Annotated in this window: 22 protein-coding genes, 2 tRNA genes and 1 pseudogene; 12 read left to right on the forward strand and 13 right to left on the reverse strand. The window is 50.6% G+C overall.

What is annotated here, in order from left to right; genetic code table 11:
• Positions 1 to 5 precede the first annotated feature (5 nt).
• The 7 genes from E5354_RS10720 (at position 6) to E5354_RS10750 (ending at position 7,264) form a co-directional block, all read left to right on the forward strand.
• Positions 6 to 1,091: a hypothetical protein gene (locus tag E5354_RS10720; RefSeq protein ID WP_016273818.1), complete on the forward strand. Its 1,086-nt coding sequence runs from the start codon at positions 6 to 8 to the stop codon at positions 1,089 to 1,091.
• A gap of 34 nt (positions 1,092 to 1,125) precedes the next feature.
• Entirely contained in the window at positions 1,126 to 2,601 is a 1,476-nt protein-coding gene (locus E5354_RS10725; RefSeq protein ID WP_135947469.1) for a hypothetical protein, read from the forward strand.
• Positions 2,602 to 3,139: 538 nt separating this feature from the next.
• Positions 3,140 to 4,780 carry a hypothetical protein gene (locus E5354_RS10730; protein WP_016273816.1) on the forward strand — a complete coding sequence of 547 codons (1,641 nt, stop codon included), beginning with the start codon at positions 3,140 to 3,142 and terminating at the stop codon, positions 4,778 to 4,780.
• Positions 4,781 to 4,782: 2 nt separating this feature from the next.
• Positions 4,783 to 5,178, forward strand: a complete 396-nt coding sequence (locus E5354_RS10735) for a hypothetical protein (protein WP_016273815.1) — start codon at positions 4,783 to 4,785, stop codon at positions 5,176 to 5,178.
• Positions 5,179 to 5,363: 185 nt separating this feature from the next.
• A complete protein-coding gene (locus tag E5354_RS10740; protein WP_016273814.1) occupies positions 5,364 to 5,606 on the forward strand; it encodes a hypothetical protein in 243 nt (80 codons plus the stop codon).
• Positions 5,607 to 5,678: 72 nt separating this feature from the next.
• Positions 5,679 to 6,317 (forward strand): thymidylate synthase, encoded by a 639-nt coding sequence (locus tag E5354_RS10745; RefSeq protein ID WP_016273813.1) that lies wholly within the window; start codon positions 5,679 to 5,681, stop codon positions 6,315 to 6,317.
• A 116-nt stretch (positions 6,318 to 6,433) separates the two neighbouring features.
• A complete protein-coding gene (locus tag E5354_RS10750; protein WP_016273812.1) occupies positions 6,434 to 7,264 on the forward strand; it encodes a DNA adenine methylase in 831 nt (276 codons plus the stop codon).
• Between the two features lie 170 nt (positions 7,265 to 7,434).
• Here E5354_RS10750 and E5354_RS10755 read toward each other — a convergent pair whose 3' ends face one another.
• From E5354_RS10755 to E5354_RS10800, 10 genes are all read right to left on the reverse strand, one after another.
• Positions 7,435 to 7,872, reverse strand: a complete 438-nt coding sequence (locus tag E5354_RS10755; RefSeq protein ID WP_135947470.1) for an RNA-binding S4 domain-containing protein — start codon at positions 7,870 to 7,872, stop codon at positions 7,435 to 7,437.
• 5 nt (positions 7,873 to 7,877) lie between these two features.
• Entirely contained in the window at positions 7,878 to 8,441 is a 564-nt protein-coding gene (gene pth, locus E5354_RS10760; RefSeq protein ID WP_123396923.1) for an aminoacyl-tRNA hydrolase, read from the reverse strand.
• Between the two features lie 24 nt (positions 8,442 to 8,465).
• Positions 8,466 to 9,110 carry a 50S ribosomal protein L25/general stress protein Ctc gene (locus E5354_RS10765; protein WP_135947471.1) on the reverse strand — a complete coding sequence of 215 codons (645 nt, stop codon included), beginning with the start codon at positions 9,108 to 9,110 and terminating at the stop codon, positions 8,466 to 8,468.
• 185 nt (positions 9,111 to 9,295) lie between these two features.
• The gene (hutH, locus tag E5354_RS10770) at positions 9,296 to 10,795 is read right to left on the reverse strand and encodes a histidine ammonia-lyase (RefSeq protein ID WP_135947472.1); all 1,500 of its coding nucleotides are present in this window, start codon (positions 10,793 to 10,795) and stop codon (positions 9,296 to 9,298) included.
• Between the two features lie 11 nt (positions 10,796 to 10,806).
• The gene (locus E5354_RS10775) at positions 10,807 to 11,433 is read right to left on the reverse strand and encodes a cyclodeaminase/cyclohydrolase family protein (protein WP_135947473.1); all 627 of its coding nucleotides are present in this window, start codon (positions 11,431 to 11,433) and stop codon (positions 10,807 to 10,809) included.
• A gap of 12 nt (positions 11,434 to 11,445) precedes the next feature.
• Complete coding sequence (gene hutI / locus E5354_RS10780; RefSeq protein WP_135947474.1) at positions 11,446 to 12,684, reverse strand: imidazolonepropionase; 1,239 nt, start codon at positions 12,682 to 12,684, stop codon at positions 11,446 to 11,448.
• 6 nt (positions 12,685 to 12,690) lie between these two features.
• Positions 12,691 to 13,593: a glutamate formimidoyltransferase gene (ftcD, locus tag E5354_RS10785; protein WP_123396928.1), complete on the reverse strand. Its 903-nt coding sequence runs from the start codon at positions 13,591 to 13,593 to the stop codon at positions 12,691 to 12,693.
• Positions 13,590 to 15,596 (reverse strand): urocanate hydratase, encoded by a 2,007-nt coding sequence (locus E5354_RS10790; protein ID WP_135947475.1) that lies wholly within the window; start codon positions 15,594 to 15,596, stop codon positions 13,590 to 13,592. Before E5354_RS10790 ends, ftcD begins: the two co-directional genes overlap by 4 nt.
• Positions 15,597 to 15,701: 105 nt before the next feature.
• Positions 15,702 to 15,775 (reverse strand) — tRNA-Arg (locus tag E5354_RS10795).
• Positions 15,776 to 15,980: 205 nt separating this feature from the next.
• Positions 15,981 to 19,298 carry a beta-galactosidase gene (locus E5354_RS10800; RefSeq protein WP_135947476.1) on the reverse strand — a complete coding sequence of 1,106 codons (3,318 nt, stop codon included), beginning with the start codon at positions 19,296 to 19,298 and terminating at the stop codon, positions 15,981 to 15,983.
• A 694-nt stretch (positions 19,299 to 19,992) separates the two neighbouring features.
• On the opposite strand from E5354_RS10800, the pseudogene E5354_RS10805 reads away from it, so the two are divergent.
• Positions 19,993 to 20,560, forward strand: a pseudogene (locus E5354_RS10805) (ORF6N domain-containing protein).
• A gap of 49 nt (positions 20,561 to 20,609) precedes the next feature.
• On the opposite strand, the gene E5354_RS10810 reads toward E5354_RS10805, so the two are convergent.
• A tRNA-Arg gene (locus E5354_RS10810) sits at positions 20,610 to 20,681 on the reverse strand.
• A gap of 77 nt (positions 20,682 to 20,758) precedes the next feature.
• Between E5354_RS10810 and ung the strand changes: the two genes are divergently transcribed.
• The 4 genes from ung to E5354_RS10830 are packed head-to-tail and all read left to right on the forward strand — an operon-like array spanning position 20,759 to position 23,722.
• Complete coding sequence (gene ung / locus E5354_RS10815; protein ID WP_123396933.1) at positions 20,759 to 21,433, forward strand: uracil-DNA glycosylase; 675 nt, start codon at positions 20,759 to 20,761, stop codon at positions 21,431 to 21,433.
• Positions 21,430 to 21,843, forward strand: a complete 414-nt coding sequence (locus E5354_RS10820; protein WP_123396934.1) for a C-GCAxxG-C-C family protein — start codon at positions 21,430 to 21,432, stop codon at positions 21,841 to 21,843. The genes ung and E5354_RS10820 overlap by 4 nt, the downstream gene beginning before the upstream one ends.
• Complete coding sequence (locus tag E5354_RS10825) at positions 21,840 to 23,093, forward strand: DUF5103 domain-containing protein (protein WP_135947477.1); 1,254 nt, start codon at positions 21,840 to 21,842, stop codon at positions 23,091 to 23,093. Before E5354_RS10820 ends, E5354_RS10825 begins: the two co-directional genes overlap by 4 nt.
• 32 nt (positions 23,094 to 23,125) lie before the next feature.
• Positions 23,126 to 23,722, forward strand: coding sequence for a DUF3109 family protein (locus E5354_RS10830; RefSeq protein WP_123396936.1), 597 nt, complete (start codon positions 23,126 to 23,128; stop codon positions 23,720 to 23,722).
• Here E5354_RS10830 and E5354_RS10835 read toward each other — a convergent pair.
• Positions 23,716 to 25,017: a TolC family protein gene (locus E5354_RS10835; protein WP_168353888.1), complete on the reverse strand. Its 1,302-nt coding sequence runs from the start codon at positions 25,015 to 25,017 to the stop codon at positions 23,716 to 23,718. The two genes, E5354_RS10830 and E5354_RS10835, sit on opposite strands and share 7 nt — an antisense overlap.
• Before the next feature lie 22 nt (positions 25,018 to 25,039).
• A complete protein-coding gene (locus E5354_RS10840) occupies positions 25,040 to 26,137 on the reverse strand; it encodes an efflux RND transporter periplasmic adaptor subunit (RefSeq protein WP_123396938.1) in 1,098 nt (365 codons plus the stop codon).
• Between the last annotated feature and the right edge of the window lie 2 nt (positions 26,138 to 26,139).

Raw genomic sequence — 26,139 nt, forward strand, 5'->3', positions numbered from 1 at the left:
GGGCCATGGGACAGATACAGACCCCGCAGATGGAGCTTGAGGCGTTCTGTGCCCAGCTTGCGCCGGTGTTTTTGGAATACCTGCGCACTCATGGAACGGCGGTGGACCGCATCGAGGTGGCCACGAGCCTTGAAGGCATCACCGCGCTTCCTGCCCGCTATTCCTTGGGCGGAGTAGAAAAGAACGTCCTCGCCCCTTTGAAACTGCTTACAAAGGATGTCGATGTGAAAATTGCCGCTTGCCAGCAGGCCACGGCCAAAGCGAATACAGCCGCCGACAACGCCAATGCCGCCGCCAACCGTGTTACCACCGCCATCACGGACATAAGCGCCGAGAAAGCGGCGGCACAGGCGGCCACGGCCAAAGCCAACGCTGCCGCCACGAATGCCGACAACAAGCGCAAGGAACTTGAGCAGAACGAGGCCGCCCGTCAAGCCAACGAGCAGACCCGTCAAAATCAGGAGTCGGCCCGTCAGACCGCCGAAGCGGCCCGCAAGACTCAGGAGGCCACCCGCCAGAGCAACGAGACGAAGCGTCAGACCGATGTCGCGGCCAAAATTGCCGAGTTGAACACCGCCAAGGGCAATGCCGAGGCGGCCACGCTCGCGGCGAACCGTGCCGCCACCAATGCCAATACGGAGGCGCAGAACCTCTCCACCCTCAAAAGCGAGACCCAGAACGCCGGTGCCTCGGCCAACGCTGCAGCACAGACAGCAGGGGAGAAGATTGTCGAGCTCGAGGCGTTGATGAAAGCCATATCCGGTGAGTCGGCGGCCGCCCCGGCGATACTCAATGTGTCAGCCCCGGCCACGATCTCCACCAAAAACAAAAAGGCGCAGCGCATCGATGCCCGGTTGTTTCCGGGGTATGTCATGCAGAACATCCTTTATCAAAGGGAGGAGGGGAACAGCCTCAAGGTTGACCCGTCCGGCAAGCTGACAGTCACCGGCACCGGCACTACCATGTTCTACGTGATACCGCCGGGTAATACGGACTTATGGAAAGAGGTGAGCGTCACGGTACGACCTCCGAGGATGCGGTTGACAAGTTCCGGGAAGATTCGGCGCTCAATGAGAATGAGAACAGTATAAAACATAATTAGGACACCATTAAAACGGAATTAAAATGGCATTAACAGCACAACAGGAAGCAGACCTTCTGAGTATGCTTGACGCATATAAGAACGGTGAGCAGATAGACGACCTGCCGGCAGCGTCTATGGACGCAACCGACAAGAAGATAGAGGTATTCGACACCAAGAGCGGCGCCAGCCAGTGCATGGACCTGACAGCGGCGGTCGATATGGCCAACGCCCCGTGGTGCGGCCGTGTATGGCGCACGGATCTCGCTACACCCACGGCCGCCACCTATTGCGGCAGCCTTGAGATGCTCAAGAACTTCAAAGACATATTGGAACTTGGCGGCTACCTTGTCAAGAACGACCACAGCCGGCGCAAGCTCGATCCCACGAACCACTACCGCTTCGCCAACGGTGAGACCGCCAAACTTGACGGCTCAATGGGCCATTACCAATGGGGCTGGGGCAAACCCTTCTATTTCGCCCGGTGGACGCAGGGCAACCTCGAATACGAGGCGGTCAGCCTGTACCCGATCAAAGGGCAGTACAACTACCGCATCCCGGTAGGCTCTATATGCGCTACCGGCCTTGCGGCACTTGACCGTACCACTGATACCCTTGTCAGTTATATCAATGATGATGTGCGCTATCGTGGTGGAAATAACAACGCAAACTATGACGGCAAATACAATTCTCTGTTGGGGCATTGCGCCACTAACCGCACTACCGCCCAGTTTGCCGCTGCGGCCCACAAGAACGGCACCGGCTGGCTTGCGGGAACCATGCGTGGCGCGGCAGTGGTGAAGATTTTGATTGAAATCATTATGGGCACTCGCAATGTACAGGCAGCGCTCAACAACAAGGATGCCAACGGACTTTATCAGGGAGGTTTCGGCACCGGTGTGACCAACTGGGATTGGACCAGCTGGAGCAACCACAACGGTAACAATCCTATCCTGCACATGAGCGCAGGTGTCGATATGGCAGACGGTCTCGGGGTGAAAGAGATCCCGGTGGTCAAGGCCGATGGCACGACCGCATTTACCGCCAAAGTCCCGGTCTTTTTCGGGCTTAAAAACTTTTTCGGTTACATTTGGCGCATCAGCGAGGATGAGCTTGCCGAAGCCAACGCCGACAAGACCATGAAGCATTGGGTCACACCGAGCATCTACGGCACCTATACCTACGGTTCCACTGCCGGCATGGTGTTGAAGTCCACCGCCCCGACCTATTCCGGCGGCTGGATCAAGCGCATGAGCTATGACGGTTTAGAGATGTGGCCCACTGAGGTGGGAGGTAGCGAGTCTACTTACCAGTGTGACCATTATTGGAATGGCAGTAATATCGTTTCGGGCTTCCGTGCTGTCTTCCGTGGTGCCGCTGCGTACCATGGTGGCCCTGCGGGCTGTGGTGCGGTCTATGTGCACTACGCTGTCACGGCTGCCTATGCGGACCTCGGCTCTCCCCTCTGCGAATTCGCAGAGGAGTTCCCTTTGGTGCCGGAGTATTACGCGGTGGTCTGAGGTGGTCAGGAGGCCCAAGGGTCCGGAGTTTTCGGCGGGTACGGAGTGATCCCGGCACACGCCGAAGGCAAAGTACCCGGCGACCGTAGGGAGCCCCGTGTCGGACGCAGGCCGACACCCGTAGTCCGGGGCAAAGCGTACTTTGACATATTTCCATGTTATATCGGGTCTTATAAGCAAAAAAATCATTAAATTTGCGGCGATTTATTCAGGGCTGCCAGTCGCTCATGAGCCGTTTCGGGCTTCCGTGCTGTCTTCCGTGGTGCCAATACGAACAATGGTGGCCCTGCGGGCTGTGGTGCGGTCAATGTGAACAACGCTGTCACGAATGCCAATGCGAACATCGGCTCTCCCCTCAACAATGTAAGATGAAGCGGAGCGACGGGGCCTCACCCCACGGTGAAAAACAAACGACAGGCGGGCAGTGCCGGTAGACGGGTTTATCCCGGCCGACAGCAACGAAGCCGGAAGAATTGCAGACCAAGCCCTGCAATACACCAAAGACACAATCAGACACCAATGACACAGGGACACCCACATGAAACGAAGAGGATATATATCTCCTCGGATCGAGACCATCGAGAACTATGAGGCGGCATTCCGGGGATTTGCCGATAACAAGGAACACCGCGATAACGTGCGGCGTTTCGCGGCAGACCTCGAAGCCAACCTCATGGAACTTCTGGCCGAATACCGGGACGGCACCGGGCACACCTCCGACTATCAGGACGAGGTGATATACGAGCCCAAGCGCAGGATAGTTAGCAAACTTCCTGTGAGGGACCATGTCCGGCAGTGGGCACCGTTACTCCAGACCGAGAATCTGTTTACCGATACCTTCATACGCCGTTCATGCTCATGCGTCAAAGGGAGGGGGACGCATGACTTCATCAACCTTTTAAGGAGGGAGCTTTATGCAGACCCTTATGGCACTTGGTATTTCGTTCAGCTTGACGCCCACCACTTTTTCCCGAACATAGCCCATTTTTTGATGAAAGACCGGGTAAGGAGTAAAATCAAAGACCCTAAACTGCTCCGACACTTGGACGAGTTTATCGACAGTTTCCGGCAGGGTCTGCCGCTTGGTCTGAAAATATCCCAGATACTCGCCAACTTCTTTTTAGCCAAGTTCGACCATGATGCGGTCGGGGTGTTCGGCATAGCCGGAGATCCCGAAAAACTCGCCTACTGGCGCGAGCGCTACGTCACCGACAGCCTTATGACATGCCGGACACAGGCGCAGGCAGAGGAGCTGGGCAGGGGAGTGGCTTACATGGCAGGCAAGTTTGACCGCTATGTAAGGGAGCCGGTAAAATACTTTCGTTTTGCTGACAATATTGTGATGTTGCACCGTGACAAGGTGTTCCTTCATCTCGTCACTGAAATGTGCATCATGGTATTAGCCCGGGACTATCTGATACAGGTAAACAAGGGCTGGAATGTTCGCCCTGTATGGAGCGGCGGTATCGACGTGTGCGGCTATGTGTCGTTCCACACGCACCGCGCCCTGCGCAAGCGCAACAAGAAAGCCCTTTGCCGTCAGGTGGCCAAATGCAAGAAGAAGGGGCTGACCCCGGAGGAAACCCGGCTGCAGTGCGCCAGCCGGATAGGGTTCGCCACCCACGCCAATGCGAACAACTTATTAAGAAAACTCGATATAAACATGGAAAAACGACTTGGAAAGGTCATAAAGAACCGTCGTGCCAACATACCGTTCAAAGGTATGAGATACGATCAGAAGCGCCCGTTCGTGGATATTGTCTGTAAAGATCCGGCGCAGGAAGATAACTTCAAGATAATGCTGCTCGACTATGCCATAGAGGACAGCAAGGTGGAAACCGAAGATTACTTTGCCGAAGTCACCGGCAGTGACGGGGTTGTGAGACAAGAGCGCAAAACACGCCCCAAGAAGTGCCTTGTAATCCGTTACAAGCGCATTCTGCAAACCGCCGTTCAAACGGCGGTGGACGGCGAGGAGCAGGAGAGCTACACCTTTGAGAAGGAGAAAGACAAGGACGGCAATCCCACTGGGAAAGATGCCGAATACTACTCCTACACGGGCTCCGCAATCATGATCGACCAAGCCGACAAGGATTTTAGCAAGGAGGATCTGCCATGCCCCACTGTGGTGATGGAGCAGGTCAACAAGATGAACAAGAAATTTTATAAATTCACGTGACAATGAAAAGAGCAATCTATACAGAGCGCAAGACGCTCGTCAAATATGATGACAACCGGTATATGGCTTACCTCAATGAGGAGGTCATAGACGGTTATGTGCCGGAGGTCAGGGACGGGGAGGAAGCTCCGGAACCCGTAACCGGCTACGCCTACACAGGTACCGAACCCGACGGTGGCACATTGATAGCGGCCACCGACATGAGCCGTGACAGCCTTATAAACGGGATAATCCGCAGCCGTTACAGCCAGACGGAGGAGGATGCCATAAAGACCCACCAGATAGAGGTTCTAAGGGATGCGGGAATAACCAAGTCCGCAGACTACGAGGCTGAATGGAAGGCTTTCAGTGCGTTCCGTACCGCTGCAATTGCCACGGTTGACCGCTGGCTGGAGTAGGGGAGTAGTGCCTTTGTTCGGGGGCGGGCATAATAAAAGCCCCCGGCCTGTTAGTAGTCCTCTTACCTACATACTAACAAAATGCGACGTACCGCACAGCCGGGGGCAAGATACCCTCTGCTGCGGTACGTCGTTTTTTTGTTATGTAGGTAAGAGTGCTGCAAAATTACAAATAATTGCGTAAAATGAAGATATTTGAGATATTAAATTTCCATAGAGAGCTGTTAAACCGGCTCTATGCCTCCGGGGTGAGGCTTGAGGATACCCGTTATATCGACTTGTATGCCGATTATTCCCGTATGCTTGCCGATGGCGAGAAGGTGTCTTATATAGTTGTGCTGCTTGCCGAGAAGTATGCCGTAAGCGAGCGCAAGGTCTATTCGTTGATTAAACGCTTCCAGAACGACTGCATACCCCGTGCAGTATAGATGATGCCCGGACCGGTATAATACGCGCTCAGACGTGGTATATTTGCGCCATAACCCATAATGTCACAGGCTATGAACAAATATCATCACATTCTGAACAGGATTCTCACTGACGGCAGACGTCAGGAGAACCGGAAGGGCGGTATCATCTACCTGCTCAACGAGAGGCTTTCGCTTTTGCCGGGTGACCTGCTCGATATATTCGAGGGGCACGGCATAGCCCGTAAGAAACTGAAAACGGAACTGTCGCTCTTCATGAGCGGCGAGCGTTCGGTGGAGCGTTACCGGGAGGCGGGCATAAACTGGTGGGACTATTGCGGCCAGACCCTTGTCAACAGTTACCCCACTTATTTTGAGAAACTGCCCCCGCTTATCGCCAAGATCAACAGGGAGAAGCGCAACAGCAAGAACTATGTGCTGTTCCTCGGTTCCACGGATGCAGAGAGCAATCAGGCTCCGTGCCTCAGTCTGGTGCAGTTCCAGATAGAAGGCGGTGAGCTGGTTATGACAGCGTACCAGCGGAGTTCCGACGCCAATCTGGGTCTCCCTGCCGACCTGTACCACTTATACCTTATGTCACGTCAGATTGACTTGCCCCTGAAGTCTATCACCCTTAATTTGGGTAATGTTCATATATACGAAAACAACGAGGAACGCACCCGCCGTCTGCTTGCCGGTGAAGAGGGTGTAAAGTTCGATTTGAACGTGTGACGAACAGCGTTATAACACTGTTCCAATGCAGCGGATTTGCAGTACCTTGACTGTGGACCCGCTGCTTTGTTATCCTGATTATTGCGATCTTTGCAACCGAAAAAACAAGAAACAAGATGAAAAAGGAATATTTATCTGCGCCCCTGCCGTTCGTCGGCCAAAAGCGCATGTTCGCCAAAGAATATATCAAGGTTCTTGGCGAGGTTAAGGATGCGAAGGTGTTTGTGGACCTGTTCGGCGGTTCCGGGCTGCTGTCCCATATAACCAAACGACAATGCCCGGACGCTACCGTGGTATATAACGATTTTGACAATTACCGACGCCGGATTGAAAACATACCGCGTACCAATGCCCTTCTGGTGGATCTGCGGAATATTGTACGAGGAGTTCCAAAACACGGTTGTATAAAAGGAACAATGCGTGACGAAGTATTCGTCAGGTTAGAACAGGAGGAACGAACACACGGGTACATAGACTTCATTACTATATCTTCGGCGATCATGTTCTCCATGAAATACAAACTTAGTATTCCGGAGATGAAGAAGGAGGCTCTTTATAACAATATCCGACAGTCTGACTATCCTGCTGCTTCAGATTATCTTGAAGGGCTCACGATTGTTTCATGCGATTACAAGGTGCTGTTTGAGAAGTACCGTGACCGGGATGATGTGGTGTTCCTTGTTGACCCGCCGTATCTCAGCACCGATGTCGGAACGTATAACATGTACTGGAAACTGTCTGACTACCTTGATGTGCTCAAGGTTCTTGTCGGTCACAGATATGTATATTTCACCTCCAACAAGTCATCGATCATTGAATTATGCGACTGGCTCGACAAGAATAAAGAAATCGGCAATCCCTTCATCGGAGCCACACGGAAGGAATTCAACGCATCAATGAACTATAATTCCCATTACACGGACATAATGCTTTATAATGTTGCGTGATCTATATGCAAAAAAAGAGCATCGGATTTGCTTGCTTCCGATGCTCTTTTTTATCATTCCGATGTTGCGCGATTTATATTTCAATAACCGCTTGGAATTGTGATTTCTCCGGATTTTTGCCGGATTTTGAACCTTTCGTTTTGGTTTCTCCGGATTTTTGGATTTGCGGATTATACGTCTTCGTCGTCATCATCGAAGTCGAAGTCAAAGTCCCAGCCGTCGTTGAGTGCGTCTTCCTTGAAGCGCGACAGCTCACGGCCCTCTCTCTTGGTGGGACGGCCGAGGCCCTTGCGACGGTCTATGAATCCGCTTATCTTAACTACCTCAAGCAGGTCAAGTTCCGATTGAGGAGTTATGTTCTCAAGATAGTCGGGCACGAGCTTCGCGCCAAGTCGGTTCTCGGTGAGAGCCTTTACAAGGAATGAATAAGTGACCGGAGGTTTCCTCACCTTTATCACATCGCCGGGTTTTATAGTGCGTGACGGTTTTACAGTTGTATCACCTACCATAACTCGTCCTTTCTTGCATGCATCGGTCGATATGGTGCGGGTCTTGAAAATACGTGTGGCCCACATCCACTTGTCAATGCGTTCTTCACTCTTTGCCATCTCGCCTATTTGTTATTGAAGTTACACATTGCGAAATCTATTCCCGAGAGGCAGAAAGCCTTTATGGCCTCGCAAGCCACATCCACTCGGGCCGGAAGCTGCTGGCGCTGGTCGAGGGTGAAGTGTCCGAGTACATAGTCTACCTGACAACCGCGCGGGAAGTCGTTGCCTATGCCGAATCTCAGTCGAGGATAGGCGGGTGTGCCGAGCATCTGGGCTATGTTTTTTAGGCCGTTGTGGCCTGCGTCGCTTCCGTTGGGCTTTATGCGTATGGCTCCGAAAGGCAATGCGATGTCGTCGACAAGAACCAATATGTGGCTTATGTCGATGTTCTCTTTTTCTTTCCAGTAGCGCACGGCGTTTCCGCTGAGGTTCATGTAGGTCGAAGGCTTGAGCAGGGTGAGCTGCTTGTTTTTAAGCCTCATGTGAGCCACATCGCCGTAACGCTCGGTGGAAAAAGAAATATTGGATGCCTCGGCAAAGGCATCCAATATTCTAAAACCTATATTGTGGCGGGTTCCACGGTATTCGTCACCGATGTTTCCCAAGCCAACAATCAAGTACTTCATTCAATCAATTTAATAGGTTGTGGGTTATGCCTTAGCCTGTGCACCACGAGCGGCACGGGTGAGCTGAACGGCACAAACAACGGCGTTCTTTGCATTCATCAGTTCGAGGCCCTCGAAGTGGAGGTCGCCAATCTGAAGAGTCTTGCCAAGACCGAGGTTGTCGATGTTGATTACAACGCGCTCGGGAATTGCAGTGTAGAGAGCCTTAACCTTGATTTTCTTCATAGAGAGGTTGAGCTTACCACCGGCCTTAACACCTTCGGCGTGGCCTTCGAGCTGTACGGGAACTTCAACTACAACGGGCTTCTTGTCGTTAACCTCAAGAAGGTCGATGTGGAGGATTGAATCCTTTACAGGGTGGAACTGGATTTCGCGGAGAACTGCATTGCGCTTTTCGCCGTTGATGTCGAGCTCGATTGCGTAGATGTCGGGAGTGTATATGAGCTTGCGCATATCCTCGTTGCTTACTGTGAGGTCGGTAGTTACAAGGCCTCTGCCGCGACCGATTTCTACAATCTTCTCACCGGGCTTGAGAGCTGCGGTGTAGGGAAGTTCTACGATTTCACCACCGTTAAGAACTACGGGGATTTTGTTTTCGGCACGGAGTGCCTTGGCTGCCTTCTTACCCAAATCGGTACGGGGCTCGGCTGATAACTGATAAGTTTTCATTTCGTTGAAATAGTTTAGTTGTGTTACTCAAAATTAAGTGATACTTGTAATGCTCCTTAATTTCCCATCACACGGGATGCTAAAAAGCGGTGCAAAGGTATTGATTTTTGCGCACATTACAAAGTAAAACTGCAGGAAATGTTAAAAATAACACTCCTGCAGTCATTATTTTGTCAATATTCAGCTTAAAAATCGCATTTCCAGCGTTTAAGGAACGCCTGCGACTTGTGAATCTCCTTGTACATGACGATGTCCTCACGAATGAAGGGCACTTCGTTACGGTAGGCTTTCAGAAACTTTTCGATGTAGGGCGACGACTTGAGCGGACGACGGAATTCGATGCCCTGAGCCGCATTCATCAGCTCTATCGACAATATCAGCTCAAGATTGTCCATGACCTTGTAAAGCTTGGTGGCTGCATTGGCTCCCATGCTCACATGGTCCTCCTGTCCGTTGCTCGACACTATCGAGTCGCTTGATGCAGCGTAGCAGTACATCTTGTTCTGGCTTACCATCGAGGCTGCGGCATATTGCGGAATCATGAATCCGGAGTTGAGTCCCGGTTCGGCTACAAGGAATTCGGGAAGACCTCGGAGCCCCATTATCAATTGAGCCACACGACGCTCCGATATGTTGCCGAGTTCGGCCATGGCTATTGCAAGATAGTCATAGACCAGTGCAAGGGGCTGGCCGTGGAAGTTGCCTCCCGAAATGATGAGGTCTTCGTCGGGGAATATGGTCGGGTTGTCGGTCACTGAGTTGATTTCAGTCAGCAGCACCGATGCGGCGTGCCTTATTGCATCCTTGGTTGCGCCATGTACCTGAGGTATGCAACGGAAGGAGTAGGGGTCCTGTACGTGTTTCTTGGGGCGGTTTATTATTTCGCTTCCTTCAAGGAGATGCCTGAAGTTGTTGCCGGTTTCTATCTGGCCCTTATGGGGACGCATCTGCTGTATGCAGTCCATGAAGGGAGCCAGCAGGCCGTCGTAGGCTTCAAGCGAAATGGCGGCGATGAGGTCGGCTTTCTTGGACAGGCGCATGGCTTTCAGCAGCGCGTAAACGCCGTTTGCGCTCATGAACTGAGTGCCGTTCAGCAAGGCAAGGCCCTCTTTGCTTTTAAGTTTTATGGGCTCCCATCCGAATTCGTCGAGCACGCTTATGGCCTCGCAGCGTTTTCCTTTGTAATATACATCGCCTACGCCGATAAGAGGGAGAAACAGATTGGCGAGAGGGGCGAGGTCGCCCGATGCGCCGAGTGAGCCTCGGTCGTAGACAATGGGCATAACATCGTTGTTGAAGAAGTCGATGATGCGCTGCACTGTTATCAGCTGCACACCGCTATGACCCAATGAAAGCGCATGAGCTTTCAGAAGGAACATGAGCTTCACTATTACATGAGGGATTTCGTTGCCTACACTGCAGGCATGGCTCTTTACGAGGTTTTCCTGGAGAGTGTTGAGCTCGTCAAGGGAGATGTTTTTAGTGCACAGCGACCCGAATCCTGTTGTAATGCCGTAAAGCGGTTCGGTCGATTCTTCGATTTTGCGGTCGAGATAGTTGCGACACTTCTCAATTCTTTCTTTGGCCGCAGGCGAGAGTTCAAGTTTGAGATTCTCGTTGATTATGTGTTCAATGTCCTCAAATGTGAGGTCGCCGTTGCCTATCTGAAATATGTTTTTGCTCATTGGTGATTTGTTTATTGGAGATTTTCATTAAGATAGTCAAGCACTCGCTTCTCGATGGCCACAGCTTGGTCATGTAGTGAGGATGCTTCGAGTGCCATAGTTTTTACGTAATCTTCATCCTTGATCGATGAAAGGTTGATGCGCACGTTCATCAATGCTCCAAGAACGGCTGTGCGTGCGCACATGGTCGCTACGCATGCATCAGTGACAGCGTTCTGGTTGCCGGTGCGTGCTATCACTTCAAGTTTGGGCATGATGGAGATTACGCGGCGGGCAACCTGCATCGGCACTTCGGCGGCATATCTCGTAGCCGATTGTATTGCGGCGCTTCTTGTCGATTTTTCTTCGTCGGTGTCCTTGGGTAGCTTGAATGCGTCAAACACGAGGTTGTAAGCATCACTGTCGCGGTCAATGTCGGTTTCGAGTTCGTTACGCACAGGTTCGATTTCGGCAAGCAATGTTGTCATTTCGGCTTCACGGTAGGCATATTTCTTTCGGCCTATCGTGAGGCGGGTCACCATTTCGCCGAGTGCTGCGGCTATGGCTCCGTTAAGGGCCGAGATGCTGCCTCCGCCGGGTACGGGGTCGTTGCCTGCGGTCTTGTTTAGAAAATCTTTTACTGATAGATCGGTCAACATGGTTTATTCAGGTTAATTGTTGTTATATGAAACAATCCGGCCGCGTTTTACAGTCATGATTACTGAGTTCATGCCGGTGTAATAGGGTAGTGTGTAGTGGGTGTCGGAGTCGAGCATCACGAGGTCGCCGAGTTTGCCCGGTTCAAGTGAGCCTATGTATTCGGCTCGGCCTATTGCCGCAGCTCCGTTGAGAGTCAGTGCGGTTATGGCCTCTTCAACCGAGAAGTTCATGTAGATGCATGCGAGGGCGAATGTCAACGGTATTGAGCCGCTGCAGCAGCTTCCGGGGTTAAGGTCGGTGGCCAATGCCACGGCACATCCGGCGTCGATCATTTCGCGTCCGCGGGCGTAGGGCTCGCGCAGCGTGAATGCCGTCAACGGCAGCAGGGTCGCCACCACATCGCTGTGGGCCATCGCCTTTATTCCTTCATCCGATGCGTGAAGCAGGTGATCGGCCGACAATGCGTTCAGCTTGGCCGACAGTTCGGCACCTCCTGTGGTCACTATCTCGTCGGCATGGATTTTTATGCCGTAGCCCATGTCGGCTGCTGCCTTGAGCAGTCGGCGTGACTGTTCCACGGTGAAGACTCCGCGTTCGCAGAATATGTCGCAATTTTCGGCGAGATTTTGCTTCTTGACTTCGGGCAGCATCTCACGTATTATGAAATCGATATATTCGTCATGTCGACCGGCATACTCGGGCGGCAGGGCATGTGCGCCGAGATAGGTTGTGGCTATGTCGACGTTGCGTTCGGGATCATCGTTGATTTCGGCCATTACGCGCAGCTGTTTCAACTCGGCTTCGCGGTCGAGTCCGTAACCGCTCTTTGCCTCGACTGTCGTGACACCCATGCGGCTCATTATGTCGATGAAGTGACGCGTCTTTTCCACGAGCTGTTCAGTCGATGCCTCGCGGGTTGATTTCATCGTGTTGACTATGCCTCCTCCACGCTCCATTATCGACATGTAACTGTCACCGCGCATTCGCCACATGAACTCTTCAGGACGGAAGCCACCGAACACCAAATGGGTGTGTGAGTCGACAAATCCGGGCAGAACCACTCGACCTTGCGCGTCGATTGCGGTGATGTCGACGTTTTCGCGCACGGGGCCCACATAGTCTATAGTCCCGTCGACTATCGTTATTTCACCGTCGGGTATATGATGGAGCTCGTTCATCGCTTTGCCGTGAAGGGCCTTGCGACCCTTCGGCGTAAGGATGTTGGCGTGGATTATTCGTAATGTCGACATGGGCGTTTATTCCATTATGCGTGCTTCAAGCACCTGTTGCATGGAGAAGTTTTCGAGTCCGAGGTAGTAGGCCGATGTGTCGATGAGTGCAGCCATGGGCACGAGGCCTATTATTTCGCTGCCTACTACGTTTACTCCGTAGCGGCGAGCCTCGAAGCGCACCATCTCCATGGCCTGGTAGAGTGCGGTCTTTGTGTAGTCGGTCATGTTGATCGACACTTGGGTTATGCCGCGCTCCTTAAGTTCCACTCCCATTGCTTTGCAGTAACGCAGACCACCGCCTATGAAGCGTATCTTTTTGGCTATGCCGTGGGCTATCTCAAGGCTCGGAGTATCGAGGTTTATATTGTAGGCTACGAGAGGCATGCGTGCTCCTATGGCTACCGCTCCGGCTGTCGGATGGCGTTCGGCCGGTCCGAAGTCGGGATGCCATTCGGGGAGTTTTATCTTTTCGGCCATGCCTTCAAACTCACCCTTGCGCACTGCCGCAAGATTTTCACGGTGAGGTGCCGAAGCCGATTTCTCATACAGAAATACGGGAAGATTGTAACGCTCGGCAACTGTTGCGCCTACTTCACGTGACAATGCAATTGCATCGTCCATTGTGCAGCCTTTTATGGGAATGAAAGGCACTACATCGGCAGCTCCCATGCGCGGATGCTGGCCTTGGTGATGATTGAGGTCTATAAGCTCGACGGCTATGCCTATGGCTTCGATTACAGCCTCTTTAAGAGCTTCGGGTTGTCCTACTACGGTGACAACGAGTCGGTTGTGGTCAATGTCGTTGCTATAGTCGAGCAGTTTTACCCCTTCTTTGCCACGAAACGGGTTTACAATTTTATCTATCTTTTCAAGGTCGCGTCCTTCGCTGAAGTTGGGCACGCACTCCATTATTTTAGTCCAGCTCATTTTGTGTTTTTGTTTAAATAGTTGTTTACTGTGTTGGTTATCAATTCGTCATCGGCTATGTTCGGGATGGTTATGTGGTAATAGTCGCCGTTTTTGTCGTTGAACTCTTTCGATGTGGCCATGGCGTTGGGGTTTCGTACCCATGAACGGCGGGCAACGCCTCCCATTACATCCCACAGCATTGACGAGCGCAGTATCTCATCGACGCGCTCCGAGCCGTCGCACACCATTCCGAATCCGCCGTTGATGGCTTTGCCTATTCCTACGCCGCCTCCGTTGTGCAGTGCTACAAGACTCATTCCTCGGGCGCAGTTTCCGGCAAAGCACTGTACGGCCATGTCGGCCATTACATTGCTGCCATCCTTGATGTTGGAAGTTTCGCGGAAGGGTGAGTCGGTTCCGCTTACATCGTGGTGGTCGCGTCCAAGCATGATGGGGCCGACTTCGCCGTTGCGTACCATCTCGTTGAATCGAAGCGCTATTTTCATGCGTCCTTCGGCATCCTGGTAAAGGATGCGCGCCTGGGTTCCCACAACAAGCGCATTGCGCTCGGCGTCACGAATCCATATCCAGTTGTCCATGTCCTGTCCGCGGCGATTGGGGTCAATGCACTCCATTGCGGCGTGGTCGGTCTTTATGAGGTCGCTGTGTTTTCCGCTAAGGCATACCCAGCGGAACGGGCCGTAACCGTAGTCAAATAGTTCGGGACCCATTATGTCCTCAACGTAGGAGGGCCATATAAAACCGTCTTTCTCGTCGATGCCGTTACGTGATATTTCCTTTACTCCGGCGTCGTATATGGCTTTCATGAATGAATTGCCGTAATCGAAGAAGTAGGTGCCGTGCTCTACGAGCTGCTTTATGATGTTGAAGTGACGGTGCAATGAGGCGTTGACAAGACGCTCAAATTCATTGCGGTCGTCACGCAGTAAACGTGTACGCTCCTCAAATGTCACACCTGCCGGACAATATCCGCCTTCGTATACGGCGTGACATGATGTCTGGTCGCTCAGAAGCTCGATGTGAATGTTGTTGTCGAGCGCATATTGCAACAGGTCCACTACATTGCCGTGATAGGCGATTGAGCGCGGCTCCTTTGCTTTCATTGATTCATCGGCAAGGCGATAGGCTTCGGCAAGGTCGTCGGTTACATATTGAACCCATCCCTGATCGTGACGGGTCTTGATGCGCGATGCATCGACTTCGGCGATTATAGCGGTGGCTCCGGCAATTTCGGCTGCTTTGGGCTGTGCGCCGCTCATGCCGCCGAGTCCCGATGATACAAACAGATGTCCGCGCAGGTTGCCGTCCTGAGGCACACCGAGTTTCATGCGGCCTGCATTCAGCAGGGTGTTGAATGTCCCGTGTACGATGCCTTGCGGGCCTATGTACATCCATCCGCCGGCAGTCATCTGGCCATAGTTGGCAACTCCCATCTGGGCTGCGACTTCCCAATCCTTTATGTTGTCGAAAAGTCCCACCATCATGGAGTTGGTTATGATTACGCGAGGTGCTTCGGGCTTCGACTTGAAGAGGCCGAGAGGGTGCCCCGACTCGATTACGAGTGTCTGGTCCTGAGTGAGTTCCTCAAGATATTGCTTTATGAGCCGATATTGCATCCAGTTTTGGCACACCTGACCGGTTTCGCCGTAAGTGACGAGCTCGTAAGGATAAAGAGCGATGTCGAAACACAAATTGTTGTCGATCATCACCTGAAATGCCTTGCCTTCGATGCATTTCCCTTTGTACTCATCAATCGGTTTTGCTTTAAGGTCGCCTTGAGGACGGTAACGGTAGCCGTATATCTTGCCTCGGGTAAGAAGCTCTTCCATGAACTCGGGAGCGAGTTGTTGGTGGAGCGATTCAGGAATGTAACGTAACGCGTTCTTTAAGGCTGTTTCGGTTTGCGCTTTTGTAAGTCTGTAGCCTCGGTCGGGTGCTCTTCTTATGCCCGGAACAAATTCGGGATATTCAGGGAGCTGGTCGGATAGTGAAAATTTCATGGGATGATATGGTTAATCTTATAATGCAAACTTACAAATTAATTTTAACACGACCAATAGGGGGATAAAAAAAGAGGTCGTTACGATGTGTAACAACCTCTTGAGTGACTCCTACAGGATTCAAACCTGTAACCTTCTGATCCGTAGTCAGATGCTCTATTCAGTTGAGCTAAGGAGCCTTCCTTGGTTTGCGGTTGCAAAGGTAAGCAACATTTCTGTAATCTCCAAAACTTTTGGGATAAAAATGTGTTGCAGCTTATAAAGTTTTTTGTCCTTACATGGATTCTACCACTACAATGCACTATCAATCAAAACAATGACGGATGACATGGTTTTTAACCGCATCATCCGTCATTGAACTGTAGTTTATGTTAATGCCGTCAGTTAGTATTTAAACGGAGTGTTCTTTACATAGATTTTGAAATCCTTGATTGCCCCGGGAACATCGCTCTCCATTCGCGGGAGATACTGGAATCCTTCGATGCTGTGGGTCGCTCCGAGGTCAATCACTATGGCGTGGGGGAACGGTATTCCGGGAACCGTGCTCCAGTAGGTCGATTCCTGAAGGTCGAATGTCTTGTCGCCCGAGCGGTTCATTCTTGCCACATCCTCGCTGTCGGCATAGTTTACAATCCACGGCTCGCGTGACAGACGCTCGCCTTTGTCGTCCAATACATACATCTCGGCTATGGCGGCGACATCCTTTCCATTGATTGAATTAAGTGCCTCAAGGCAGATGTAGCGACCGGTCACGGGCTTGTCAAATTTCACCTCCTGCCATCCGTTGCCGGGAGCGAAGCTGCCGGTGTAGACCGGAGTTTCCGATGAAAGCACGAGATTCTGTCCCTCTTCGCGGTGGGTGAGAGGTTTCTGGACAAGTAGCTGGTCGAGGAGCGGTTCACGCAATCCTTCCGACTTTGCTTCCTTCGGGCCTATAATGTCGAATACAAGTATTTCATTTTCGCCTTTCTTGAGCCAGCATCCGGGCATATACAAAGTCTGTTGCGGACCTATCTCCCAAATGCGTCCCATGGGATGTCCGTTTACATAGACAAGACCTTTGCCCCATGTTTCAAAATTCAGGAACGTGTCCGACGGTTTCTTGACATTGAATGTTCCGCGATATACACCGCGAGGCAGGCGTCCGTTTTCGTCGGGGGTGAAGGTTTCGATAGGATAGAATTCACCAATCGAGGTATAGGTGTCGTAGGTGTCCTCTATATTATATACCTTCCAGTTCTTGAGGTCGCACACAAATCGGTGTCCTTCATTGTCTACGGTTACGGTGACATTGCCGGTTATACCCTTGAAGTCCTTTATTGCGCGGCCGAAGTTGATGCGGCCCATGGCTTCGATTAGTATGTCGAGAGTCGCACCTTTCTTGCATGCCGGAATTGTGAGGGCTTTCTCGCCGTTGCGACGATCGAGCTTGCCGATGAATTTTCCATCGACAAATACCTGAGCGTAGTCATGAGGATCGTTAACGGTAAGAAGTGCCGGTTGCTTGAGTTCGGGAAGTGTAGTGCGGTAAAGGATGCTGCCGAATCCCTGGTCATACTCTTCCATAGTGCGTATCTCGGCATCGCTCTTGGGTTCGGGCAGATTTGAGAATAGCGGTGCTACTTCGGTGAAAGTGAACGACGGTATGGCGATGGGCTTGATGAGCGAGGGCACATAGGCCTGCTTCTTGCCGTCCATGTATTTGGCAAGTGTCTTGCGGAGTTCCCAATATTTGGGAGTAGTCTGTCCCGACTCGCTGATGGGTGCATCGTAGTCGTAGGATGTGACATCGGGAGCGAATCCGGGAGAGTTAGCTCCGGCCCAGTGTCCCCAATTGGTTCCGCCGTGGGTCATGTAGAGGCTGAAGGATATGCCCTTTGAAAGCATCTCGTCGATGCCGGCTATCATGTCGGCGGCAGGGCGTGTTTCGTGGTTGGCTCCCCACTTGTCAAACCATCCGCTCCAGAACTCGGAACACATCAACGGACTATTAGGGCGTACCTCTTTAAGCTTGGCAAACTGCTGGTCGATGTTGGCTCCGGTGCCGAAGTTCATTGTCCATATAAGGTCGTTAAGTCCGTTGTTCAGGAAGTTGGACGACCAGTCACACTGAAACAGGGTGACTTCATTGCCGAAGTTCTTGCGCAACATGTCACGTATTTCCGAAACATATTGTTTGTCGATGCCGTAGGAACCGTATTCGTTCTCAACCTGAACCATGATTATGGGGCCTCCGTTGGCAATGGTGAGGTCGAATACCTGATCGGCTACGGCCTTCTGGAATTTGTCGACACGTTCAAGGAAATAGGGATCGGATTCGCGAAGGCGTATGTCTTTCTTCTTCAGAAGCCACCAGGGAAGACCGCCCATTTCCCATTCGGCGCATACGTATGGGCCGGGACGCAATATGACCTTCATGTCATTTTGCTCGCAAAGTTTTACGAATTCACGGAGGTCATTTTGTCCGGTAAAGTCAAATTGGTCGGGTTTGGGCTCGTGAGAGTTCCAGAATACATAGAGGCACACTGCATTCATGCCGAGGGCCTTGCACATCTTGATGCGCTGATCCCAGTAGGGCTTTGGTATGCGCGGATAGTGAAGCTCGGCTGCTTTCACTACAAATGGTTCTCCATTGAGCAGGAATGTGCCGTCGCCGGCCTCGAAACGCGGTTGGTCGGCATAGTCGTTCATGCTCCATTGCTCTTTCCATGGAATTGTTATCTTGCCGTTTTCCATCGATAACGGCAGCCACACGTAACGCGAATTTTCAAGGTCGGTCTTGTTCCAACGGTCAAACATGGCTACGTATAAGTCCTTTTTTCCGTAGACGGGCTGAACATAGGTGCTCTGTGAGTAAAATGTCTTGTCGGCGTCGGATCCTGTACATGGATTGCCTAATACTTTCCACTGTCCCATTATGGAGTCGGCAACAGCAAGTTCGGCTTGATTGGGGTCCCATCCGGTGCAGCCCGATGAAAGCATGTAGTATTTTCCGTCGTGCTTGAAAACGGCAGGAGCTTCGCGGCTTGCTCCGATGAAGTTGCGTGTGAATCGTCCCGAGGGGCGTAGATAGTCGTCGGTCAGTTCACTGATGTATAGCGTAGCGTTGTTTTCGGATGAATATAGCTGGTAGGCTCGTCCGTCATCGTCGACAAACAGTGTCTGGTCGCGGCTCATCGCATTGTTGGGGCGGAAACTGCCAAGGTATTTGAATGGGCCGGTAGGGGAATCGCTGACGGCAACACCTGCTGCGGCCTTGCTGTAGTCGGCGCTTTCGACATGAGCCCACATTACGAATTTGCCCGTCTTTGCGTTGTAGATTACCTTGGGACGCTCAAGGACTTTGCTCGGGTGCAGATCGCTGCTTGCATCTTCCTCGGCAGGAAGAACTATCCCCTCAAAGGTCCAGTTTACCATGTCGGGTGACGAATAGCAGCTCACACCTGTCACATCGGTGCGGTAACATTCCCATGTCGCCCAGTCGGGCAATACGGTTTTGCCTTTCTTGTATTCACCATACCAGTAATATTTGCCGTTATGATAAAGAATACCACCGCCATGAGCATTGATTGGATTTCCGTCGGTGTCGTTCCACACTTCACCCGGGACAATGACATTGTTTTCTATCGGCTTGGCTTCAGTGGCTGATGCACCTAACAGCAGGCTTGCTATTATAGCCAAGTTGCAAAAGAACTTTTTCATGCTTAGAGGTTATTTAATGTTTGGTAAATAAATTATCTTGACATCATGTACACAACGTGACAACGATTGCGTTTATGGATTCGCAAAGATAATAATAAATTTGAAAATCACCGAATTGACTTGACTGCAAAATATTGGGAATCCATATAAAAAGGGACTGTCCGACGATTGTCGGACAGTCCTTACAGGCATAATTAACTAATTGGTAATTAGTCCAAAAGATGAGAAACCATTTATCACAAACAATCAATCACCGATTTATCATTTTAAGTAAATCTGCCGTTTGTCGTAAATTATTAGTTGTGTAGTATAAGGATATGTAATATAATTTTGAGGTACTATCTCTTAGCAAGAGATTTTTTCATTACAAAAATAATGCATTTAATCAAGATTAGCAAATTAATATGTAATTATATCGTGGGAAATGTTTACAAATATGAGTGATTGTTTCTCAATTTATAACTTTTTGCCGACTAAACGCACTAAGTACTAATCAATTGTATGATATCAAAATCTCTTGCTAAGAGATGCATATTTTTTATTTGAAAATCACACACTTTACATTTTCCATGATTGCATTCCTTTTTCTGCTGACATAAATATAGAAATAAATTGTAAAGATTTCTAATATATTACTATATTTGCAATTAGTCTTTGTCGACATCAGATTAATAATCAATATAGAATCTAAGCCATGAATGAATTGCAGATTATACAAAGCAAGATTTACGAGATAAGAGGTCAAAAGGTGATGCTCGATTTTGACCTTGCTGCAATATGGTGTTGAAACATCTCAACTTAAAAGGTCGATACGACGAAACATTAGTCGGTTTGAAGGTGGCGACTCTATGTTTGAACTAACCAAAGATGATCTTTCAAGATGCCAAATTGGCACCTTGAAGAGTGGACGTGGTAGCAATTTTAAATATATGCCTTTCGCTTTTACGGAATTAGGAGTGGCAATGCTTTCAAGTGTCTTGCGTAGTGAAACAGCTATCGAAATCAATTGCGGCATTATGCGTGCATTCGTCACTATAAGACAGATGATAGCCGATAACTCGCCGCTTAACCGTCTTTCAACGCTTGAAAAGAACCTCAATGAGCTTAAGCAGGATTTGGAAGAGATTTTTGCCGATTATAACGACATCAATGAAGATACGAGAGCATCGATTGATGCAATAAACACTTCCCTTGCTGAACTGCAATCGAAGTCCGTAAATACGCCGCGTCGTCCGGTAGGTTTTATAAATCCCGATGAATAGCAAAGAAATCGCAACCGTTTTGTGATAAAGCGATTGCGATCGAGCTGCGTATTCCCATGGGGAGTCGAACCCCAATCGACGGAACCGGAATCCGTTATTCTATCCATTGAACTATGGGAACATTTTGAATGGATTTCATGTGCAAAAGTACGAAAGTTTTTGTAGTTTTGCAAATTAGATAAAACACTTATTTCAATCATGAATGTAAGAATCGACCCCTCTTGGAATAAAGAACTTCAGGATGAGTGGGATAAGCCCTATTTTGCGGAATTGACCGATTTTGTGCGTCAGCAATATCAAGATTCCCGACAGATTGTATATCCCCCTGCTTCAAGAATTTTTGCGGCTTTTGATGAATGTCCTTTTGACAAAGTAAAAGTTGTCATTCTCGGTCAGGATCCTTATCACGGTCCAGGACAGGCCAACGGATTGTGTTTCTCGGTGGGTAACGGTGTTGCGCTGCCTCCATCGCTCGTCAATATATTTAAGGAGGTACAGGACGATCTTAAGCTTCCGGTGCCGTCGACCGATGGAGATTTGTCGCGGTGGGCACGACAGGGTGTGCTGTTGCTCAACTCGACTCTTACCGTGGAGGCTCATCGACCTACTTCGCATCAGGGTAAAGGTTGGGAAACATTTACCGATGAAGTGATAATGCGTCTTAACCGCGACCGGGAGCATCTGGTGTTTATTCTGTGGGGCTCCTATGCTATAAAGAAAGGTGCTTTCATTGATCGAAACCGTCATCTTGTGCTGACATCGCCTCATCCGTCGCCGTTGTCGGCTTATCGTGGATTCTTCGGTTCGCATCCTTTCAGTCGTGCAAATCAATATCTTGTCCAACATAACGAAACTCCTATAAACTGGCAATGAATAGTGACATACCTACATTGGATGAGCGCATTGAACGCGCTCGCGCACTACGCGCCGAGGGTTATAATTGCTCTCAATGCGTATTCATGGTATTTGACGACATTCACTCAATGTCGCCCGATGATGCTGCACGCATGACAGCCGGTCTTGGAGGAGGCGTGGGTGGACAGCATCAGGTGTGTGGAACGGTTTCCGCCATGTCGATGCTAATCGGAGCGTCACGTTTCGGTAATCCAAAGGATAAGCTTGCGGTTTACGGAAAAGTGAAGGAGTGCTGCAATAGTTTTAGTGAGCGTAACGGGTCAATAGTGTGTGCCGAGCTGCTTGCCGACCGAGCTAACCGCAAGCCGTGTTCGCAATACATTGAGGATTCGATAACGATTCTTCATGAAAAACTGAGTGAAGCGTGACGCATCGTTTGTTGTTGCTCCTGTCGGTGATTTTGTCGATGTCACACGCTATGGCGGTCGATACCGGCAATATGGTCACGCCTCGATTCCGTTCCCTTCAGGTTACGGTTGACGGCAATGAACTTGCGCCGCCGGTAATAACGCTGAACTCTGACGACAAGCTTACGATAGCCTTTGATGAATTGGCCGAGGATCGCAGTTACCTGCGTTACTCACTGGTGCATTGCGATGCTTCATGGCAGCCGTCGGGACTTGTGGAGAGTGAGTATCTCGACGGGTTCAATCAGGCCGATGTCGAGGATTATTCCTTTTCGAGATCGACGACTGTGCATTATGTGCATTACAGCGTGACGCTTCCCAATCGGCACATGACGATGACGCTTTCGGGCAACTACATGATGCGTGTCTACTCGGAGGATGACCCTGAAGTGAATCTGTTGCAGGCGCGTTTCTCGGTAAGCGAATCCAAAGTGAGGATAAACGGTGAGGCATCGTCACGCACCGATACCGGAAGTGACAACGGAAATCAGCAGCTGAGCTTTACTGTTGATGCCTCAGGTGTCGATGTGAAGAATATGTTGTCAGACTTAAAGGTCGTAGTGTCACGTAACGGTCGCACCGATGATGTCGTCATGCTTGAATCTCCGCAACGCATCAACGGACGAATAGCCTATTACGAGCATTTGCGCAATCTGATTTTCCCCGGAGGCAATGAGTACAGGCGGTTTGAGAACACATCGGTCGATTTCCCGACGATGGGTGTGGAGAGCATCGATTACGAATATCCCTACTATCATGTGACGCTATTTCGCGATGCCCCGAGAGTGGGGGAGCAATACCGTTACGACAGCACGCAGCACGGCCGTTTCAAGGTGCGTGAATATAACTCTGACGACAGCAATGTGGAGGCCGACTATACAATAACGCACTTTACTCTCGACATGCCCGAGCTCTATGATTACGACATATATATAGACGGCGACATGACCTGTCGCAGATTCTCGCCTGAAAGCATGATGCGTTACGATGCTGAATCCAGCTCTTATCGCGGTGCTTTGCTGCTCAAGCAGGGTGCCTATAACTATCAGTATCTTGCTGTGCCGAAGGGTGGAAAGCGTGGCGTGACATCGGTAATTGAAGGCGACTGTCATCCGACGGTTAACGAATATCTTGTAAGCGTGTACTATAGGGAACCCGGTGCGCGATACGATCGGCTTTTGGGTTCCACCGTGATATATTCAGGATATTAAATAATTGATAAATGGAAGAAGAGCAACAAATTATGCTGCAGATTAAAGATACATTGGTAACGCTCGACCTTGCCGAGCAATATTTTTGTTGCGACCTCGACAAGTGTCTTGGCGAGTGCTGCATAGAGGGTGACGCAGGCGCACCCATAACGCAAGAGGAGTATAAGAAGTTGGAGGAGATACTTCCGGTGATACATGACGACCTCACTCCTGCGGCGCAGCGTGAGATAGCCGAGCGTGGGGTGGGCTATGTCGATGAAGAGGGCGACCTTGTCACTACAATTGTCGACGGACGCAACTGCGTGTTTACATGTTACGGCCCCGGTGGGATGTGTCAATGCGCCATTGAAAAGGCTTACCGTGAGGGACGCATAAGCGATTTCCGCAAGCCTGCGTCATGTTATCTTTATCCCGTGAGAATTACCAAATATCCCTCATTTACGGCCGTGAATTATCATCGCTGGAAAATATGCCGTTGCGCCGAAGTGCTTGGCAAGAAGGAGGGAATCAGGCTCTATAAATTTTTAAAAGAGCCGTTGACAAGCTACTTCGGTCGTGAATGGTACGAAGAGCTTGCAACGGCTTGTGAGGCGTATCTTGAGCAATACGGCAGCGGTGACAATCAATAGCGTCCCGTGTCGTAGAAATTCAGGATGCGGGTGCGCAGTATGAGTTCATAATGAGCTTGTATGCGCTCGGCTGTGGTGCGCAGTGCCTTGTTCTTGGCCTGCTCATACTCGCTCGGCGTGGCTCGTCCCAAGTTATACTTTTCGCGCATCGCTTCAAAGGCTTTGTTGGCGGCATCTTCGGCGATGAGGCATGACTTTGAGCGTTCCTGTGCGCTTACTGCCTGATAATAGGCTTGCTGAATGGTCTTGTACAGGCGGTTTTCGGCATCCTGATACTGCAACTTTGAGGCAACGTGCTGTACGCGTGCGCGCTTTACCGAGTTGCGTGTCGAAAGTCCGTCAAATATGGGTATGCTCAACGAGAATCCGAAGTAGGTGTTGAAGTTGTCCTTCATCTGTCGGCTGAACGACGGATGCTCCATTCCCGTTACCGTATAGTAGCTGCTGCCTATTCCGGCGTTGAATGACAGGCGGGGTATGTAGTCGCTTTGAGCAACCGAGATGTTGCGCTCCGCAGCCGCTATTTCACCTCGCGCAGCCTTCAGGGTGTGATTGATGTTCAACGCATTGTTGTAGACCGATTCGGCAGGAAGGATGGGCTGTTCCTCACCATCGAGAGTCGTTATGTCGAAGTTGTCGATGTCGTCGAGTTCAAGCAACTGAGCAAGGTCGACAAGCGCGAGGCGAGTGTCGTTGGCTGTGGTAGTTGCCTGCAGCTTGTCCTGTGCGAGCTGCGACTCGGCTTCAAGCAGGTCGACTTCGGGTATCTTTCCCGCTTCGAGCAGTGCTCTCTGGCGCGTCAGCTCGTAGGTCGACAGTTCAACCTGGTTCAAGGCTACTTCATGAAGCTCCCTGTTGTACAGAACCTGCAGGTAGGCTGTGATTACATTCAGCGTTATGTCGTCCTTTGCGGCGGCATACTGCTCAATCACAGTGGAAAGATTGGCCTTGGCGAGTTGTATCTGACGCACGGTCGACAATCCGTTGAACACCGGGAGGGTGAACGATGCGCCCCACTGTGTATTGGAGGTGTTTCGGTTGGCATAGGTGTTTTCGGCGGTAAGTCCTCGTCCTATGCTCCAGGATTGTCCTGCGCTTGCCGATACGTTGGGAAGCAGTTGCGATTTGGCCGATGTCACGCTCAGTTTCGATGATTCGATGTCGTTTTGACGCGTCTTTACGGTCAGATTGTGCTCAACGGCGTAATTTATGCAGCTGTCGAGGCTCCATGTGTCGGCCCACATCGTGACGGTGGAGGCCGTGGCGATTGTCAACATCGCTATGATACGTTTCATGACTTTCGTTGTTGTGATGGCGTTAATCTTTCTTTTCATTACCACGGAGCTTGACATCCTTGTCGATGCCCGATTTCACCTCGATATTGATGCCGTTGGAAAGTCCGGTGGTTACTGCGCGGCGTTCAAACTGCTGCACGGGTTCTTCGGATGTGAGGCAATACACAAATGTGCTGTCGCCTACCCATTCGATCACTCCTTCAGGCACTGTGAGCACATTGGAAACTCCGCTCAGGTTAATGGTGGCGTTTGCGCTGTAGCCGGCGCGTAGCTGTACTGAATCGGGTACTGTTATGGCCGCCTTGAGCTCAAATGTGTTGGACCCGTTTTCTTCGGTGCTTTTAGGAGCGATGTATTCTATCACGGCATCGGGTGTTACATCGGGAATGGCGCCGATTGAAATCTTTGTGTTCATGCCGGTCTTTATCTGGCCCACTTCGGTTTCGTCGACTTTTCCTATGAAGAGGAGGTCATTCATGTTGGCGATCTTGGCAACCGTGGTACCGTCGTTCATTGTATTGGCCTGGATTACCGATGTACCCACCTTCACGGGCACTTCAAGGATGAGGCCGTCGATTGTTGCACGCACAAGTGTGTTGCTCTGTTGAGCATTGGCTGTCGATATACCGTCACGCACGATCGAGAGTGCGTCGATGGCCGACTCAAGCTCCTGCTGCGACTTGCGGTAGTCGGTCAGGGCCTGCTCATACTCTTCGCGGCTCACAAACTTCTTGTCGTACAATGTCTTTGTGCGTTCATACACCAGTTTTGACTGCTCGAGCGATATCTTAGCCACATCGACGCGGTTTTGGGCCGATGACAGCTGCGACTCTTCGGGGATGACCTTGATTTTAGCGATTATGTCGCCCTCCTTTACAATGTCGCCGGGCTCTACATTTATCTCCGATATTATACCGGAAATCTGCGGCTTGATTTCGATTTCGTCACGCGGCTCTATCTTGCCGGTGAGCACTGTCGTGCGTTCGATATTGCCTATTTCGGGCGTAACAATTTCATAAATCGTATCTTTCTTCTTGGAGTTGTAGAAAAGATAGACAAACGTGCCTACGAATATCACTGCGATAATCGTCCAAAGCAAAATTCGGAAAAACTTTTTCATTT

Source organism: Muribaculum sp. NM65_B17 (assembly GCF_004793735.1).
Classification (GTDB): Bacteria; Bacteroidota; Bacteroidia; order Bacteroidales; family Muribaculaceae; genus Muribaculum; species Muribaculum gordoncarteri.